The following is a 17067-nucleotide window of genomic DNA, read 5'->3' as shown; positions in this document are numbered from 1 at the left end:
TTTATCTGCTGTATACAATATTAGTGGTCGTGGCCACACCCACCTTCGCCATGTACGTGGCCGTGAGTTAATTCGTCTTGTGTTGCATCACGCACTTCTAGAATTTCTACATCAAAGTTAAGTGTTATACCTGAAAGCGGGTTATTACCATCTACAATCACTTCTTCATCTTGAATATCGATGATCATTACTGATTGGTCGCCATCATCTGTTGATGCACGAAATTGCATGCCAACTTCAATTTCCATACCTTCAAACATTGATTTAGGTACCGCTTGCATTAGGTTGTCGTGGCGCTCGCCGTAACCTTCTTCAGGTTCAACCTTTACGCTAAGCGTGTCGCCTGGTTGCTTGCCCAGCAAAGCATTTTCTAGGCCTGAAATTAAATAGCCTGTGCCAATGATAAAGTGTAGTGGCTCACCACCGAACGAGTTATCAATGCTATTGCCATCATTATCCATTACCGAATAATGCATTTTTACCACTTTGTTTGCCGCAACGATCATAGTCATTCCTATTTATTCATCTTCAAGAGAGTAGGGTAGAGGCAGAATGCTTAGCTCCACCTGAGGTGTGTGTTTTGCACGAAGTACCTGAGTTACATCAGTATCGTTTGGCAACACAACGAGGCCTGTTAGTTTATTTGTTTGCTCATCAAAACTTTGCGTTATAAGTTTACCCGCACGGCGCCAGTTTTCGCCTAATTGGGTTTCTAAATCAGGCTCTGAAAGAATCCCTTCGCTTTGTCCTGAAACGATATACATTGCGCGTTTATTCTTACCAAGGTATTTCATACGGGCCACAGTTTCTTGACCTGTATAACATCCTTTTTTAAAGCTAATGCCACCAATAGCTTGTAGGTTAACCATCTGCGGAACATATTCCCCAATAGCTTCACTACTTAATTGTGGTTCGCCGGCTAAAATTGCTGCTTGTTTCCAGGGCGCATCGTTATCAAGAGTCGATATATTATCAGGAATACTAAATTGGCTATCAACCATCAATAACACGCGATTATCTGCTAACTTTAATGCTTTACCATAACTAAAGTCGCACGCAGTAGCATCGTCTTCAAATGTTATACTAAGCTGAGCAAGTACGTCTGTTAAGTCATCGCCGATTAAGCCAATTAAACGCTCAGAGGAGACATTTATATCGACCTTTGCAAATACAGCGTATTTTTTAAGTTCAACTAACGACTTTTCTACTTCGGCTGCGCTGCCTGTAAGGTAATAGTTATCTTGATAAGAAAATAATTTAAATACACCCCAAAGCTTTCCTTTGGCACTGCAATGGCCAGTCCATAAATAGTTACTGCTGGTTAATTTATTGAGATCTTGAGTAATTTGCCCGTGCAAATAAGATAATTTATCAGCACCGCTAAGGCTAATAAGTTGATGAGATAACGGACATGCATAAACGCTCGACATAAAAACCTTCTTTGCAATATAAATGAAGTGACATAATAACGTAGTTGTTACGTATGGTACAGACAAGCGCTAATTGGCGTGGATTATTATTTTAATCGGCGATTAATAGCTGATAAGTTGACACGCATTTGTTAAACTCGAGTCAATTAAGTATGAGGTTTAAAATGGTTGAAATTCATAGTAAAGCACGTATTCGTTGGGCTTGCCGTCGTGGCATGTTAGAGCTAGATGTTTTGTTTATGCCGTTTGTAGAAGAAGCATACGACTCTTTGAACACAGAGCAGCAAGCTATCTTTCAGCGTTTGCTAACAGAAGAAGACCCTGATTTATTTGCATGGTTTATGGGGCATCAAGAGTGTAAAGATGAGCAGTTAAATACAATGGTTTCACTTATTTTAGATAGAGTTCGTGTATAGATTTACAGTTACAGATAATAAAGCAGACCATAAACCAGTTGTGGTCTTTTTTTGTATGCTGGCTTTGATATTATGCTTATTTTTAAGTTCTGTACTGGCAATGCTTTTTTGTGTTGTAGTAAATACAGTGGCTGGATTATTTGTTTGGCGAAAAGTTTTAGCTGCTCACCCGATACGGGGAGTTGTTATTTTAGAGCCAAACCTATTTAGATTTGAAAGTCAGTCGCTAAAAATTCAAGGTGAAATAAGTACTCAAAGTCGCATACTTGGTAGCAGTGTATGGCTTTATATTAAAGGCTTTAGTAAAAACCATTGGCTAATTATTTCAGCCAATGGAGTTAACGAACAAAGCTATGCTCGATTAAAACGTGCAACACTTAGCGCTATTAGTGGCGCTGCGGGGTCAAAATAGTTGGTGTTGGATTTTCGTTTTGCTCAGGGTAATCAATAGTGTAATGAAGGCCACGGCTTTCTTTGCGTTCCATTGCACTTCTAATGATTAATTCAGCTACTTGCACTAAATTACGTAGCTCCAACAAATTATTACTGACTCTAAAATTAGCATAGTAGTCATGTATTTCTTGCTGTAATAGTTCAACTCGATGCAGTGCACGCTCTAAACGCTTAGTTGATCGAACAATACCAACGTAATCCCACATGAATAATCGTAGTTCATGCCAGTTATGGGTAATTACAATTTCTTCATCGGAGTTACTAACTCGGCTTTCATCCCAATATGGAAGTGCTATAAGCTCTGGCGCATGCTCTATTTTACTTAAAATATCTTTTGCAGCAGCATGGGCAAACACAATACATTCAAGTAATGAGTTACTTGCCATGCGATTTGCACCGTGAAGGCCTGTATAAGCTACTTCACCCACAGCGTATAAATTATCTAAATCGGTTTTTCCGTTAAAATCGGTCATTACACCGCCGCAAGTATAGTGGGCAGCGGGGACAACTGGGATTGCTTCTTTGGTTATATCAAGCCCTACACTTAAGCATTTCGCATAAATAGTAGGAAAGTGCTCAATAATAAAATCTTTATCTTTGTGACTAATATCAAGGTAAACACAGTTTGCGCCGAGGCGTTTCATTTCAAAATCGATTGCGCGTGCAACAATGTCGCGTGGAGCAAGTTCTTCACGCTCATCAAAGTCTTTCATAAAGCGAGTGCCGTCAGGGCGTTTTAAATAAGCGCCTTCACCACGCATAGCTTCAGTAATTAAGAAGTTTTGTAATTCAGGGTGATATAAACTTGTTGGATGGAACTGATTAAATTCCATATTGGCCACTTTACAGCCCGCCCGCCACGCCATTGCAATACCATCGCCACTTGATACGTCAGGATTTGAGGTGTACAAATACACTTTACTTGCCCCGCCGGTCGCCAGGGCAACAAATTTTGCCGAAATGGTTTCTACCTTTTTAGCTTTTTTGTTCCACACATACATACCGTGAATATGCGAAGCTGTTTTTTCGGTGTTTTTATCAGTAATTAAATCAATTGCGTTGTATTGCTCTAAAAGTGTAATATTTTTATGCGCTTTTACTTGGCTTATTAATGTAGTTTGTACTGCTTTGCCAGTCGCATCAGCTGCATGCAAAATACGACGATGGCTATGACCGCCTTCGCGCGTTAAATGAAAGCGCTCTTTGCCTTTACTATCAAATTCCATATCAAAAGGCACGCCTTGATCAATTAACCATTGCAGGCAATCATGGGCGTTGCTTGCAGTGTAGTGGACGGCTTCTCTGTTGCACAAGCCGCCGCCAGCATCGAGTGTATCCTCTACATGGGATTCTATGCTGTCATTTTGTTTATCAAATACAGCAGCTATACCGCCTTGAGCATATAATGTAGAGCCTTCTGTCAGAGCCCCTTTACTAATTACGGTAACGTTACAAAAATTAGCTAAAGATAAAGCTAGTGATAAGCCTGCTGCGCCGCTACCGATAATAGCGACATCAGCAATGTGGTGTTTATTTTGGTTCATGTCAGAGGTACTTTGCGGTTACAATGCTCGTATAGAGCAATATTTGTTTTCAATATCTGTAGTTGTATCATATTTGTCATATTACTACGTAGTGATTTTAATAGCCTAACGCTGTTATTTATGAACTATTTTATAAAAAAATAATATTAAACAGAACTTTTTATTCATGTAGAGGTCAGAGTATTTGTGAACAATAGCGACACTATGAATAACAAGCAAAAATCAGACATAGGAGTACCGGCTCGAATGAGCGAGCAGGAATTAGATTTAGCGCTAGTAAAAAGGGTTCAGCAGGGTGATAAAAACGCCTTCAATCTATTAGTAAAGAAGTATCAAAATAAAATTGCAGGTTTGATATCACGTTATGTATCAAACCAAGGTGATATTGCAGATGTAGCACAAGAAGCATTTATAAAAGCTTATCGTGCACTTCCAAACTTTAGAGGTGATAGTGCCTTTTATACTTGGTTATACCGTATTGCCGTTAATTGTGCTAAAAATTACTTAGTAGCACAGGGCCGTAAACCGCCAGCAAATGATATCGACGCTGAAGAAGCTGAATTTTATGACTGTGCGGATTCGATGCGTTCAAATGCATCCCCTGAAAATCTACTTTTAAGCGAAGAAGTACGCGCTGTTATTTTTAATACGATTGATAGTTTGCCTGAAGATCTTAAAACTGCGATAACCCTAAGAGAAATCGAAGGGATGAGCTATGAAGAAATAGCAGTGGTCATGGATTGCCCTGTCGGGACGGTGCGTTCGCGTATCTTTCGTGCCCGAGAAGCAATTGATAACAAATTAAACCCATTAATAGGCGAGTCTTAGTATGACGAAAGCACACCTTAACAAGTTAGATAACGAAGTGTTATCGGCATTACTTGATGGCGAACAACATCTAACTGATGCAAAAATTGCAGAGCAAGATGTAACCACGTTTGGCCGTTATGCGTTAATTGGTGATGCAATGCGTGCTCAAAAAAATAATAATGACATACATATTGATATTAGCGATCGCGTTGCATTAGCATTAGAAAGCGAGCCTGTTTATGCTGACTTCAACCAGCCAAACACAGAGCCTCAAGCAGTCACTGAAACTGTAAAAAATAATGTAGTTGCTTTTAATTGGCGCAAGCCTGTTGCCCAACTAGCGATTGCAGCAAGTGTGGCAATGTTTGCTATTGTGGGCGTTAATACACTTCCGCAAAGTAACAATCAGCAGCCAAGCGAAATCCCTTTACTGCAAACTACCCCTTTAACAGGTATGGCTTCGCCAGTAAGTTATTCATCTGAGCCAGCGCTTGAAAATGCTGAACAAGGCTTACGTGAATTGCAACAACAACGTATTGGCGCATTAGTTTTAGAGCATCAACGGCAAGCACGTGTTGCTAACTCGCTTCAAACAGCGCAAAATAGTATAAAAGCGCAAGAGGAAAAAAACTAATTAAATGAAAGTAATCACTTTTGTTCTGTCGTTGGTAGTTAGCTTTACTGCATTTGCCAACGATATAAATCCTGCCAAAGATTTATTACTTAAAATGGCTAATGCCGTACATAACCGTAATTTTGATGCTTCATTTGTGGTTGTTAAGGGTAAAACAATGGAACCATATCGTTGGGTCCATGCCAAACAAGGCGACACAGAGCTTGAGCATTTAAGTTTACTCAATGGCGCAGGCCTTGAAATGGTTCGTGTTAATAATCAAGTCACTTATTTTGAACCGCAGTCAGAGCCATACTCTCTTAAAACTGATTCGATTGCTGGCCCCATTCCTGAAGTGTTATTTAAAGACATTGAGCGTTTGAGCGCACATTATGATTTTGTAATGGGTGGTAAAGGGCGCATTGCAGGGCGTGCGGCTCAATTAGTTCGAATTGAATCCAAAGATGAATTCAAATATAACTACTGGATTTGGCTTGATATGGAGTCGTCTTTACTTTTAAAAGCAGCGTACGTGAACCACGAAGGTGAGGCGCTTGAACAGCTACAGTTAACTCATGTTAGTGTTACTGAACAGCCTGCTAGTATGCTGTTGGAAGTACTCAATCGTAACTTTCCAACGCCTCTACCAGAAAGTGATTTAGGTGGTGCAGAGAATACAGCAAAGAATTGGAATATAAACTGGTTACCTAATGGCTTTGAATTATTAAAATCTGACAGACATAAACTCGATTTAAATAATGAGTTAACAGACTATTATTTATTTTCTGATGGTTTTGTTGAGATCTCTATATTTATACAGCGACCTTTACCTGGTAAGCGTTTAAGCGGTGCATTAACATCTGGTGCAACGACGGTATATGTGCATAATGGCGGTAATTTTGATGTATCGGTTGTTGGTAATGTACCGAGTATGACCGCAAAAGCAATTGCAGAGTCAGTTACCCGCGCATTATAAGCGATTTGTAAGGATTGTTATGATTGAACAAACCCTCACTATTGTGGCCCTTGATGGCCACATTGCTTATTTAGAAGCACAGCAAAAACAAGCTTGTGAAGGCTGCAATGGTCGTTGCGGCTCACAAGTGTTTGGCAAGTTATTTGGCACCGCAAAAAAAACCTTTCCATATAGATTCGACTTACCAGTCGAGGTCGGTCAAAAAGTTACTTTGTCACTTGATGATAGCCTCGTTGTTAAACATGCTTTTGCTGTATATATGTTACCTTTATTTTTAAGTCTAACGTTTGCATTTATTGCTTCTGAGTTACTTTTAATGGCCGAAGGCTGGCAAATCTTAGCGGCTGCTTTAGGTGGCATTACTGGATTTGTTATTGCTAAAACTCGCGTGAAATCGCTAAAGCACGATATAAAAGTTATAAAAATTCACCCAATTAGTATCCCTTTAACTCAAATAGATGGTGATTGACGCCAATTAAATGTAAAATTGCCGTTTTATACCAAAGTAACTTGGAAATACAGGGAATTGTGGTTTTTAAAATTATTTTATCTGACTGACTTATTTAAGTTTGTTAAGCATAACTTATTGTTATTCATTAAATAAAATGATTATAACCCATCTTAAAAAGCGTGAGCTAAGTCTGTAATTTACAAACTGAGCTTATGGCATCCTAAAGCAAGTATTTTCAAGTCACTTAGGTATTCATATTTAGTCCATTAAAATAGAAGTATAGAATCCAGTTTATGAAGCATATCCGTAATTTTTCGATCATCGCCCATATTGACCATGGTAAATCGACCCTTTCAGATCGTTTGATCCAAGTTTGTGGCGGTTTAACCGACCGTGAAATGCAAAAACAAGTTTTGGATTCAATGGATATTGAGCGCGAACGTGGTATTACCATTAAAGCGCAAAGTGTAACGTTGAATTACAAAGCGAACGACGGCGAAACCTACCAACTTAATTTCATTGATACTCCAGGACACGTTGATTTTACGTATGAAGTGTCGCGTTCTTTAGCTGCATGTGAAGGTGCGCTACTCGTTGTTGATGCAGGCCAAGGCGTTGAAGCACAAACACTAGCTAACTGTTACACCGCTATTGAAATGGAATTAGAAGTAATTCCAGTACTTAATAAAATCGATTTACCGCAAGCAGACCCTTTACGTGTTGCAGAAGAAATTGAAGAGATTATTGGTATTGATGCCCTAGATGCTGTGCAGTGTAGTGCTAAAACAGGCGTAGGTATTGCTGAAGTACTTGAAATGATTGTTAAAGATGTTCCGCCACCAGTAGGCGACAAAGATGCACCTTTACAAGCACTTATTATCGATTCTTGGTTTGACCCATACCAAGGCGTTGTATCACTAGTGCGTATTAAGCACGGTGAATTACGCACTGGCGATAAAATAAAAATAATGTCGAACGAGCATATCCATACTGCCGACCAAGTGGGTGTGTTTACACCTAAGCAAACCAACACCGGTATTTTAAGAACAGGTGAAGTAGGGTTTGTTATTGCTGGCATTAAAGAGATACATGGTGCGCCAGTAGGTGACACTATTACTCATCAAAAAAATGCAGCTCCACTTCGCTTACCTGGCTTTCAAAAGATTAAGCCTCAGGTTTATGCGGGTATGTTCCCAATTGCATCAGATGAGTATGAATCATTCCGTGATGCACTTAACAAATTAAGCCTAAACGATGCGTCGTTATTCTTTGAACCAGAGAATTCAACCGCACTAGGTTTTGGTTTCCGCTGTGGCTTTTTAGGCATGCTACACATGGAAATCATTCAAGAGCGTTTAGAGCGTGAATACGATATTGATTTAATAACAACTGCACCTACGGTAATCTATGAGATAGTTACTAAAGAAGGTACATTTCAGATTGATAATCCGTCTGATCTACCTGCTGTAAACGATATTGTAGAGATTCGTGAACCAATTGTTGAAGCAAATATTTTGGTACCACAAGAATACCTAGGTAATGTTATTACCTTATGTATTGAAAAACGTGGTAGTCAAACAAAAATGACTTATCACGGTAAGCAAGTAGCTGTTACATATGAGCTACCTATGGCTGAAGTGGTCATGGACTTTTTTGATAAATTAAAATCTACAAGTCGTGGTTTTGCATCACTGGATTATAATTTTAAACACTTTCAAACATCTGATATGGTGCGTGTTGATATTTTGATCAACAGTGAACGTGTTGATGCACTTGCGATTATTGTTCACAGAGATGGTGCACAATCTCGTGGTCGTCAGTTAGCTGATGCATTGAAAGAACTTATTCCACGTCAAATGTTTGATATTGCGATTCAAGCAGCGATTGGACAGCATGTTATTGCACGTACCACAGTCAAGCAATTACGTAAAAACGTAATCGCTAAGTGTTATGGCGGTGATGTGAGTCGTAAGAAAAAATTACTTAAAAAGCAAAAAGATGGTAAAAAACGAATGAAGCAAGTAGGTAATGTTGAAGTGCCTCAAGAAGCGTTTTTAGCTATTTTAAAAGTTGGTAAATAAAAACAAAGGATTATAAATGGCTGGTTATTTTTCAGTTTTATTGGTGCTATTAACTTTAGGCTCAGGCTTAATATGGTTAATAGATCACTTACTGTATGCACCTAAAAGACAGGCGCGCTTAGCGATAGCGCAAAAGTCTGCAGGTGCGCCGTTAGATGATGAAACAGCAGCATTAATAGCACCAGAACCAGTAATAACAGAAACGGCAAAGTCGATTTTTCCGATGATTGCTGCAATTACTATTTTTAGATCATTTATTTTTGAACCGTTTCAAATTCCATCGGGTTCAATGATGCCTACGCTGCTAGTTGGTGATTTTATTTTAGTGCAAAAGTACTCATATGGAATAAAAGACCCTGTTTGGCGTACCCAATTAGTTGATATGGGTGAACCTGAACGTGGTGATATTGTTGTTTTTAAATACCCGTTAGATGAAAAAGTTGACTATATTAAACGTACAATAGGTTTACCTGGCGATAAAGTTGTTTATCGTGATAAACGTTTATATATTCAGCCAAATTGTAAAGAAGGCGAAACCCAGCAGGGTGAGCTTTTATGTAATGAATTCAATAAAATTGATTTTAAATTAATTAATGATAATGAATTTAAACAAGGCCCAATGCCTCTAGCTCGCGTAAATGAAAATTTAACAACAGTTACGCATGATATTTTAATCAACCCACAAGCGCCTGAAAGAAAAGGGCGTTATTACCAGCAACCGGGCACGCCTTCTGATGAATGGATTGTTCCTGCTGAACATTATTTTATGATGGGTGATAACCGCGACAACAGCCAAGATGGTCGCTTTTGGGGCTTTGTACCAAAAGAAAACTTGGTGGGTAAAGCTGTCTTTATATGGATGAGTTTTGAATTTGAGAATGGCCCTGATGATATTTTACCAGGATGGGTTCCAACTGGTGTTCGTTTTGAGCGCCTAGGTAATATTCAGTAACAATGAAAAAAAATGTAACAGAATTATATGACAAAATTGGCTATGTATTTACTGATCAAGGTTTACTTGAGCAGGCAATGACGCACCGCAGCCACAAAGGTCAACATAATGAGCGACTAGAATTTTTAGGTGACTCTATTTTGAGCTTTGTGATTGCTAATGCACTTTATGCCAAATTCCCTAAAGCGCGTGAAGGTGATTTAAGCCGTATGCGCTCAACACTTGTACGAGGTCAAACTCTTGCCGAGTTTGGTCTTGAATTTGGCTTGGGCGATTATTTACGCTTAGGTCCGGGTGAGCTTAAAAGTGGCGGATTCCGTCGTGAGTCAACGCTTGCTGATGCAGTAGAAGCTATTATTGGTGCTGCATTTTTAGATTCAGGTATCGACCGCTGTGGCGAGCTTATATTAGCGTGGTATGAATCTCGCTTGGATGCTATTTCACCAGGGCTTAATCAAAAAGATCCGAAGACCCTGCTACAAGAGCATCTACAAGGTCGTAAGTTGCCTCTTCCAGGTTACACTGTGGTTGATACTAAAGGCCAGGCACACAATCAAACATTCACGGTTGAATGTATTGTTGATGGAATGGATAGCATAATTTCTGTTGGTAGCTCACGCCGCAAGGCTGAACAAAAAGCTGCCGAAAAAGCATTGAAGATAATTAAAAATGAATCTTGATACCCTAATACAGCCTCGTGAAGGTGATGTAGATACGTTTTGTGGCATGGTCGCAATTGTAGGACGTCCAAATGTTGGTAAATCGACTTTACTCAATGAGATCATTGAGCAAAAAGTAAGTATTACCTCACGTAAACCACAAACAACGCGCCATCGTATTATGGGTATTCATACCGAAGGTAAACATCAAGCTGTTTACATCGATACGCCAGGGCTACACGTTGAAGAAAAGCGTGCTATTAACCGCTTAATGAACCGTGCAGCGTCTAGCTCAATCGGTGATGTAGAGCTTATTATATTTGTAGTTGAAGGCACTCACTGGAATGCTGATGACGACATGGTACTGAACAAAGTATCGCAAAGTGGTAAGCCGGTATTATTGGTTATTAATAAAATAGACCAAGTTAAAGACCGCGATCTTGTATTGCCTCATATGAAGTGGTTAGGCGATAAGTTTGATTTTGTTGGTATTATGCCTGTGTCTGCAAAACAGGGAAAAAATATAGACTTAATCAAAGCTGAAGTAACTAAGCGCTTACAACCGTGTGAGTTTTACTTCCCTGAAGATTACGTCACAGACCGCTCAATGCGCTTTATGGCGGCTGAAGTTATCCGTGAAAAATTAATGCGCTTCATGGGTGAAGAATTACCGTATTCTGTTACTGTCGAAATTGAACAGTTTAAATGGCAAGACAACGGTATTTGGCATATCAACGGATTAATTCTTGTTGAGCGCGAAACACAAAAACGCATGGTTATTGGTAATAAAGGCGAAAAGCTAAAAACCATTGGCCGTGAAGCCCGTAAAGACATAGAGGAAATGCTTGATAACAAAGTATTTTTAGAGCTTTGGGTGAAAGTTAAATCTGGTTGGGCTGATGATGAACGAGCACTACGAAGCTTAGGTTATGGTGAAGACTAAACCAATAATTAGTATTATCTATGGATAGCGACTTCTACACTGCTTATTTATTGCATCGACGTCCTTACAGTGACTCGCAAGTAATGCTTGATATGCTTGTAGAAGGCGTTGGGCAACTTAGAATGATTGCACGCATTAGTGGCCGCCAGGCCACTAAACATAAAGCTCAGTTACAACCTTTTCAACCACTACTTGTCCATTACAGTGGTAAATACGATCTAAAATACATCAATAAGTTTGAGCTACATGGCACACCACTTTTTTTAAAAGGTGATGAGCTTTATTGTGGCTTTTATTTAAATGAATTAACTAACCGAATAGTGCCTATTAATGAACCTATAGAACAGGTTTTTCATCTTTATAAAACGCATTTAGAAAACCTAAACAGTGGAGCTAATTTACAAGCTGTGCTTCGCTCATACGAGTTTCAATTATTAGAGCTACTTGGCTATGGCGTCGATTTTAGTTTTGATGCCAGTGGTGAACCAATAGACGAGACGCAAACGTATAGTTACTTTCCTGAGTTTGGTTTTTTAGTGCAAGAAGATACGCGTTCTGGCTTTAGCGGTTTACAACTAAATGCGATAGCAAATCATGACTTTAGCCAAACTGATGTGTTATATATGGCAAAACAATTAAGTCGATATTTATTAAAGCCTTTATTAGGTAATAAGCCATTAAAGAGCCGTGAGCTTTTTAGTGCTTCTCAATAATCGTAATTTTACAGGTAAAATAATGAAAGATATTCTTTTGGGTGTAAACGTTGATCATATTGCAACGCTTCGCCAAGCGCGTGGAACTACATATCCAGACCCTGCTCATGCAGCCAGTGTTGCTGAGCACGCAGGCGCCGACGGCATTACGATTCACTTACGTGAAGATCGTCGCCATATTCAAGACCGCGACGTTTACGTGATGGCTAAAACGATTCAAACACGCATGAATCTTGAAACAGCTGTTACCGATGAAATGATAAAAATAGCGCTTGAAGTAAAACCTGAGTACGTGTGTTTAGTACCTGAAAAGCGCGAAGAATTAACAACCGAAGGTGGCTTAGACGTAGCCGGTAATATAGATAAAATTAAAGCCGCAACAAAAACGCTTACTGACGCAGGCATTAAAGTATCGTTATTTATTGATGCAGATAAAGTGCAATTAGATGCAGCCAAAGAATGTGGTGCTCCTTATGTAGAGATACACACAGGCGCGTATGCTGATGCAACAAATGATACCGATTTACACAAAGAGTTAGAGCACATTCGTGAAGGTGTTAAATACGCAGCGAGTTTGGGGCTGATTGTTAACGCGGGACATGGACTTCATTATCATAATGTAAAACCGATTGCAGCAATGCCAGAAATTTACGAGCTTAATATAGGTCATGCTATCATTGCTCGCGCCGCGATTGATGGATTGGAAAAAGCAGTCCGCGATATGAAACGCCTAATGCTTGAAGCACGAACTTAAGTTATTTTAGTTAAAAAGACACGCTTATTATAGCGTGTCTTCTTTAGATTTTTCAGCTGATTTTGAATCGAGAAGTAAGCTTTCAAGTTCATCTTGTAGCTCAAAAAGCTCTGGTTCTATACTCTCAAGTATACATTCGCTCTTAAGTGATGTTTCGATGGTCTCTGCCAATGACTTAAGTCTTGGTACACCTGTGTAACAACACGCTCCATGGAACTTGTGGACAATGCTTAGCACTTGTTTACAACTGGTATCATCAATTGCTTTTGCAAGTAAGCTAAGTGTTTCAGGTATGCTTGATAACAGCATGTTGAGCATTTCAAGAGCAAGCTCATTTTTACCACCAGCACGTTGCAGTGCTAATGCCCAATCTATACGATTACTTTCGAAAGGAGCAGGGCTTTGTGGTACTTCATTTTTGGTTTTATCACGATTAACAGGTGTCTGCGGGCTATGTTCGCTGATTATCTGTTTCAACATGTCTTCATCAATAGGCTTGGTTAGGTAACCTTTAAAGCCATCTTTAAGTAGCTGCTCTTTTTCGCTATTCAGTGCATGAGCAGTCACTGCAATGATTGGTGTATCTTCGTTTAGAGATGACTCTTGAATAAGTTTACATGCAGTAATACCGTCCATAATTGGCATTTGTATATCCATAAAGATGACATCATATTTATGGCTTTTACTTAAACTATAAGCCTGTGAGCCATTATGAGCGGTTTCTATTACTTCAATCTGTTCACTTAATAAAGTATGGAGAAGCTTTAAATTAGCATCGTTATCATCAACGACAAGTACTTTAAGTGGAAGTAACTGGTGTTCATTCTGCTCAATATTATGAACAGGGTGGTCTAGTCTGTATGGTGCTGCAAGTACTTCACACAGTTTTCGGTGGTTAAGTGGTTTACTTAAACACGCATCAGCACCACTGCCTATAAACGCTTCTCGCATATTGTGCGAAACTGTATTTAACATTAAATATAAGTAGTCAGTCGATTCGCGAACTGATTTTACATAGCTTTTTAATTGCTGCATATCATCAACAGAAGCCATGTGACCTATTAAGCAAATATCGTATTTATGCTCTTTATTTGTTATAGCGTCTAAAAAACTGGTTTCGTTAAAGCAGGCTGTAACTGATGTTTGCCACTGTGTTAATAACGATAGAACAGCGTGATGAGTATGCTCATGCGGTTCTAAATATAAAATACGTTTACCAATGAGAGATTTACTCGGTAAATCGTTGGTAAATACGTGATTCGGTAATCTAAATATACTGTTGAATGTGAAACACGTGCCGTTACCAGGTGCTGAGTTGAGTGTTATTCGGCCATTCATTGCTTCAACAATATGTTTGGTAATGATAAGCCCCAAGCCCGTGCCACCGAATTTTCGGGTAATACTTGAATCAGCTTGGCCAAATGGGGTAAACAGTGAGTCTTGTTTATTCATAGGAATACCAACACCCGTATCAGTTACTGAAACTAATAAAGAAGCACGCTCTTCATCAAGTAATCGGTAACTTACATCTACTTTTATAGAGCCTTTTTCAGTAAATTTTATAGCGTTACTTAATAAGTTTATAAGTATTTGTTTAAAACGAGTTGGATCGCCAGTTAAGTCATCAGGGACTTGTTGATTAATATAAATAGATAATTCAAGTTGCTTATCATGAGCACTCGGAGCGAGCAATGTCATTACTTCGTTTATGGCATCCCTAAGTTGAAACTGAATTGATTCAAGTTCCATTGCACCGGCTTCTAATTTAGAAAAATCTAAAATATCACTAATAATCGTCATCAGGCTATTTGCAGAAAGTTCAATTGTGTCTAAATAGTCTTTTTGGTGTTTATTTAGCGGTGTTTTATAAAGTTGTCGTGTAAAACCAATCACCCCATTTAAAGGGGTACGTAGTTCGTGACTCATTTTAGCTAAAAAATCAGACTTAACTCTGTTGGCATCTTGCGCTTCTTTTTTTGCCATCGTGAGCTGGATATTTTGAGTTTCGTACTGCTCTAATGTTTCACGATAATCACTGGTTGCTTGATCGATGTTTTTTTGCATTTCATCTTTTTGCATTACCATTGTATGGGCTATCGTATTTAAACCTTCCCGCAATAGTTCAAACTCACCGATCATGGTATCAGTTAGTCCCGTATTTCTTTTTCCTTCAACCAACTTGTCGGTGGCAAGTACGAGTTTATTAAGCGGCGTCATAAACATACGACTAAGTCTTAATGCTAAAATAGCGGCAAACACCAAAGATAGAATAATAACAATACCGCTTATTAATAGCGCACGTTGTTGGCCTATTACAGCTTGATCTTTATTTAGCTGTAAAATAACCGTGCCTAAAGGTGATTGTAATTGACTCGGTTCCCATTTCAAATCTTGGCTAGTGTGATTGAAAATGGGGGTAAAAAACGTGACGAGTTCATCTGACTTTTGCACTTGAGTAGTATTTAAGTTTTGCATTGCTTTTTGATTAATTAACTTATCAAAAGAGCGATGATAATTACTGGTCATGATGAGCTGATTATTATCATCAAAAATGGCAATCGATTTTACTGTGGGTGAGTGCTTATTATGGGTATAGCTAATTAGTCGATTAAGTAGTTGTTTGTTTTTTTCTTGTAGTGGTTGTTCAAGCGCAATTGCTAAAGGCTCTGAAATAGTAGTCCCTTGTTGATATAAAATTTCATCAAGCTCAATGTAACGATTTATTGTAAAATACCCACCAAGTAACAATCCAATGATCACCGTCGGGATCAGGGTCAGTGTTAAAACAGAATCGCGTAAGCCTAATTTGGTCATAATGGAAGCATTTTTATCATTATTAGTATCCTTTGAGTATATACGGATCAACACCTATTCTCAAAGCATCTACCATCGTTGAAGATCAATTGTTTTAACCAATAATTATTTAAGGTAATGCCAAATGGCACAAATTTTTAAAGCTAAAAAACAGCCGCTACAAAAAAAGTCAGTGGTACTTGATATAACAGCAATGGATCATCAAGGGCGTGGTATAGCTAAGCATAATAATAAAGTGTGTTTTGTTAGTGGTGCTTTACCTAACGAACAAGTTAAAGCAACAATAATCGATGATAAAGCCCGCTACAGTAGCGCGGCAACGCAAAAGATTATTAAAGCAAGTGATGCACGCGTAACCCCTTTTTGTGAACATTATAATCACTGCGGTGGCTGTCAATTACAGCATTTAGAGACAAGCCAACAAGTCATTGAAAAACAAACGGCGGTTAACCAGTTATTTGAAAAGTTCGCCAAACAAAAAAACTTAAATTGGGAGGCGCCATTATTAAGCAAGTCAACGCATTACAGGCGCAGCGCCCGTATTGCTGTTATGTTTGATAAAGCGGCTAAAAAAATACGCGTGGGTTATAGGGCGAGTGGTTCTAAAAATATTGTTAGTATTAACCAGTGTGCAGTATTGAGTGAAGCATTCGCAGATGTATTTACACTTTTTGATAGTTTAATTAATCAACATAAGTCGCTGCACAGTATCAGTCATCTGCAGTTGTGTGAAAGCGACGAGCACAGCTTTGTTGTTATTCGTCATACAAAAACAATCCCCGACGAGTTTAAAATATTAGTCGAGCAGGCTACTGCAAGTCATAAATATGAGATTGTATGGCAAAGTGAAAGTGACGTGATTGAACATTCACACTTTGCGATGCCGTATTATTATTTAAAAGAATTTGATCTTAAGTTTGAATTTGGTTTAGGTAATTTTATCCAAGTAAACGCGCAAGTTAATCAAGCTATGCTAAAGCAATCCGCAGACTGGCTTAATTTAAATGGCGATGAAAGTGTATTAGATTTATTTTGCGGCATTGGTAACTTTTCACTCGTGTTGGCAAAACAAGCAAAAACAGTTATTGGCGTAGAAGGTGTTACTTCAGCGGTTGCAATGGCGGCTCAAAATGCGCAAACTAACTCTATTACCAATGCCGAGTTTTATTGCTTTGATTTAACGCAAAAAATACAAAATGCGCCGTGGTTTAGTAAAGATTTAGATGTATTAGTGTTAGACCCATCTCGTACTGGTGCAATGGCTGTTTTAGAGCAACTACCTTTAAAGCAGTTTAAAACAATTTTATATGTCTCTTGCGACCCTGTTACTTTAGCCCGTGACAGCGCTATTATTTCGCAAGCAGGCTTTGAGCTTAATAAAATAGGGCTAATGAATATGTTTCCTCATACAGGACATATCGAAACTATGGCGTTATTTCAACGGAGGTAAAGCGCATT

At 38.8% G+C, this 17067-nt stretch carries 17 protein-coding genes; 13 read left to right on the top strand and 4 right to left on the bottom strand.

The features are described from left to right. Positions 1 to 20 precede the first annotated feature (20 nt). Positions 21 to 506, bottom strand: a complete 486-nt coding sequence (locus D172_RS13805) for an FKBP-type peptidyl-prolyl cis-trans isomerase (RefSeq protein ID WP_007377538.1) — start codon at positions 504 to 506, stop codon at positions 21 to 23. Between the two features lie 12 nt (positions 507 to 518). Continuing rightward, on the bottom strand, positions 519 to 1430 hold the full coding sequence (ygfZ, locus tag D172_RS13800; RefSeq protein ID WP_007377537.1) for a tRNA-modifying protein YgfZ: 912 nt from the start codon (positions 1428 to 1430) through the stop codon (positions 519 to 521). A gap of 164 nt (positions 1431 to 1594) precedes the next feature. On the opposite strand from ygfZ, the gene D172_RS13795 reads away from it, so the two are divergent. Both D172_RS13795 and D172_RS13790 read left to right on the top strand, forming a co-directional pair. Then, positions 1595 to 1846: a succinate dehydrogenase assembly factor 2 gene (locus D172_RS13795; protein ID WP_007377536.1), complete on the top strand. Its 252-nt coding sequence runs from the start codon at positions 1595 to 1597 to the stop codon at positions 1844 to 1846. Between the two features lie 55 nt (positions 1847 to 1901). Continuing rightward, entirely contained in the window at positions 1902 to 2258 is a 357-nt protein-coding gene (locus tag D172_RS13790; protein WP_007377535.1) for a hypothetical protein, read from the top strand. On the opposite strand, the gene nadB is transcribed toward D172_RS13790, so the two are convergent. Next, complete coding sequence (gene nadB, locus D172_RS13785; RefSeq protein ID WP_007377534.1) at positions 2233 to 3843, bottom strand: L-aspartate oxidase; 1611 nt, start codon at positions 3841 to 3843, stop codon at positions 2233 to 2235. The two genes, D172_RS13790 and nadB, sit on opposite strands and share 26 nt — an antisense overlap. Before the next feature lie 246 nt (positions 3844 to 4089). On the opposite strand from nadB, the gene rpoE reads away from it, so the two are divergent. The 10 genes from rpoE (at position 4090) to pdxJ (ending at position 12795) form a co-directional block, all read left to right on the top strand. After that, a complete protein-coding gene (gene rpoE, locus D172_RS13780; protein ID WP_007377533.1) occupies positions 4090 to 4671 on the top strand; it encodes an RNA polymerase sigma factor RpoE in 582 nt (193 codons plus the stop codon). A 1-nt stretch (position 4672) separates the two neighbouring features. Next, positions 4673 to 5287 (top strand): sigma-E factor negative regulatory protein, encoded by a 615-nt coding sequence (locus D172_RS13775; protein ID WP_007377532.1) that lies wholly within the window; start codon positions 4673 to 4675, stop codon positions 5285 to 5287. A 4-nt stretch (positions 5288 to 5291) separates the two neighbouring features. Beyond that, complete coding sequence (locus D172_RS13770; RefSeq protein ID WP_007377531.1) at positions 5292 to 6242, top strand: MucB/RseB C-terminal domain-containing protein; 951 nt, start codon at positions 5292 to 5294, stop codon at positions 6240 to 6242. 19 nt (positions 6243 to 6261) lie between these two features. Further along, positions 6262 to 6711, top strand: coding sequence for a SoxR reducing system RseC family protein (locus tag D172_RS13765; RefSeq protein ID WP_007377530.1), 450 nt, complete (start codon positions 6262 to 6264; stop codon positions 6709 to 6711). A gap of 275 nt (positions 6712 to 6986) precedes the next feature. Then, positions 6987 to 8774: a translation elongation factor 4 gene (lepA, locus tag D172_RS13760; protein WP_007377529.1), complete on the top strand. Its 1788-nt coding sequence runs from the start codon at positions 6987 to 6989 to the stop codon at positions 8772 to 8774. Positions 8775 to 8790: 16 nt separating this feature from the next. Then, complete coding sequence (gene lepB, locus D172_RS13755; RefSeq protein WP_007377528.1) at positions 8791 to 9726, top strand: signal peptidase I; 936 nt, start codon at positions 8791 to 8793, stop codon at positions 9724 to 9726. Between the two features lie 2 nt (positions 9727 to 9728). Continuing rightward, the gene (rnc, locus tag D172_RS13750) at positions 9729 to 10406 is read left to right on the top strand and encodes a ribonuclease III (RefSeq protein WP_007377527.1); all 678 of its coding nucleotides are present in this window, start codon (positions 9729 to 9731) and stop codon (positions 10404 to 10406) included. Further along, positions 10396 to 11328: a GTPase Era gene (era, locus tag D172_RS13745; protein WP_007377526.1), complete on the top strand. Its 933-nt coding sequence runs from the start codon at positions 10396 to 10398 to the stop codon at positions 11326 to 11328. Before rnc ends, era begins: the two co-directional genes overlap by 11 nt. Before the next feature lie 20 nt (positions 11329 to 11348). Then, complete coding sequence (gene recO / locus D172_RS13740) at positions 11349 to 12041, top strand: DNA repair protein RecO (RefSeq protein ID WP_007377525.1); 693 nt, start codon at positions 11349 to 11351, stop codon at positions 12039 to 12041. Positions 12042 to 12063: 22 nt separating this feature from the next. Beyond that, positions 12064 to 12795: a pyridoxine 5'-phosphate synthase gene (pdxJ, locus tag D172_RS13735; RefSeq protein WP_007377524.1), complete on the top strand. Its 732-nt coding sequence runs from the start codon at positions 12064 to 12066 to the stop codon at positions 12793 to 12795. A 27-nt stretch (positions 12796 to 12822) separates the two neighbouring features. Here pdxJ and barA read toward each other — a convergent pair whose 3' ends face one another. Beyond that, complete coding sequence (gene barA, locus D172_RS13730) at positions 12823 to 15609, bottom strand: two-component sensor histidine kinase BarA (protein WP_033023737.1); 2787 nt, start codon at positions 15607 to 15609, stop codon at positions 12823 to 12825. A gap of 124 nt (positions 15610 to 15733) precedes the next feature. On the opposite strand from barA, the gene rlmD reads away from it, so the two are divergent. Beyond that, positions 15734 to 17059, top strand: a complete 1326-nt coding sequence (gene rlmD / locus D172_RS13725) for a 23S rRNA (uracil(1939)-C(5))-methyltransferase RlmD (protein WP_007377522.1) — start codon at positions 15734 to 15736, stop codon at positions 17057 to 17059. The last annotated feature ends 8 nt before the right edge of the window (positions 17060 to 17067 follow it).

The organism is Pseudoalteromonas sp. Bsw20308 (assembly GCF_000310105.2).
Taxonomy (GTDB): Bacteria; Pseudomonadota; Gammaproteobacteria; order Enterobacterales; family Alteromonadaceae; genus Pseudoalteromonas; species Pseudoalteromonas fuliginea.
Note: the sequence above shows the minus strand (reverse complement) of the source record. Positions and strands in the feature narration are given on the sequence as shown.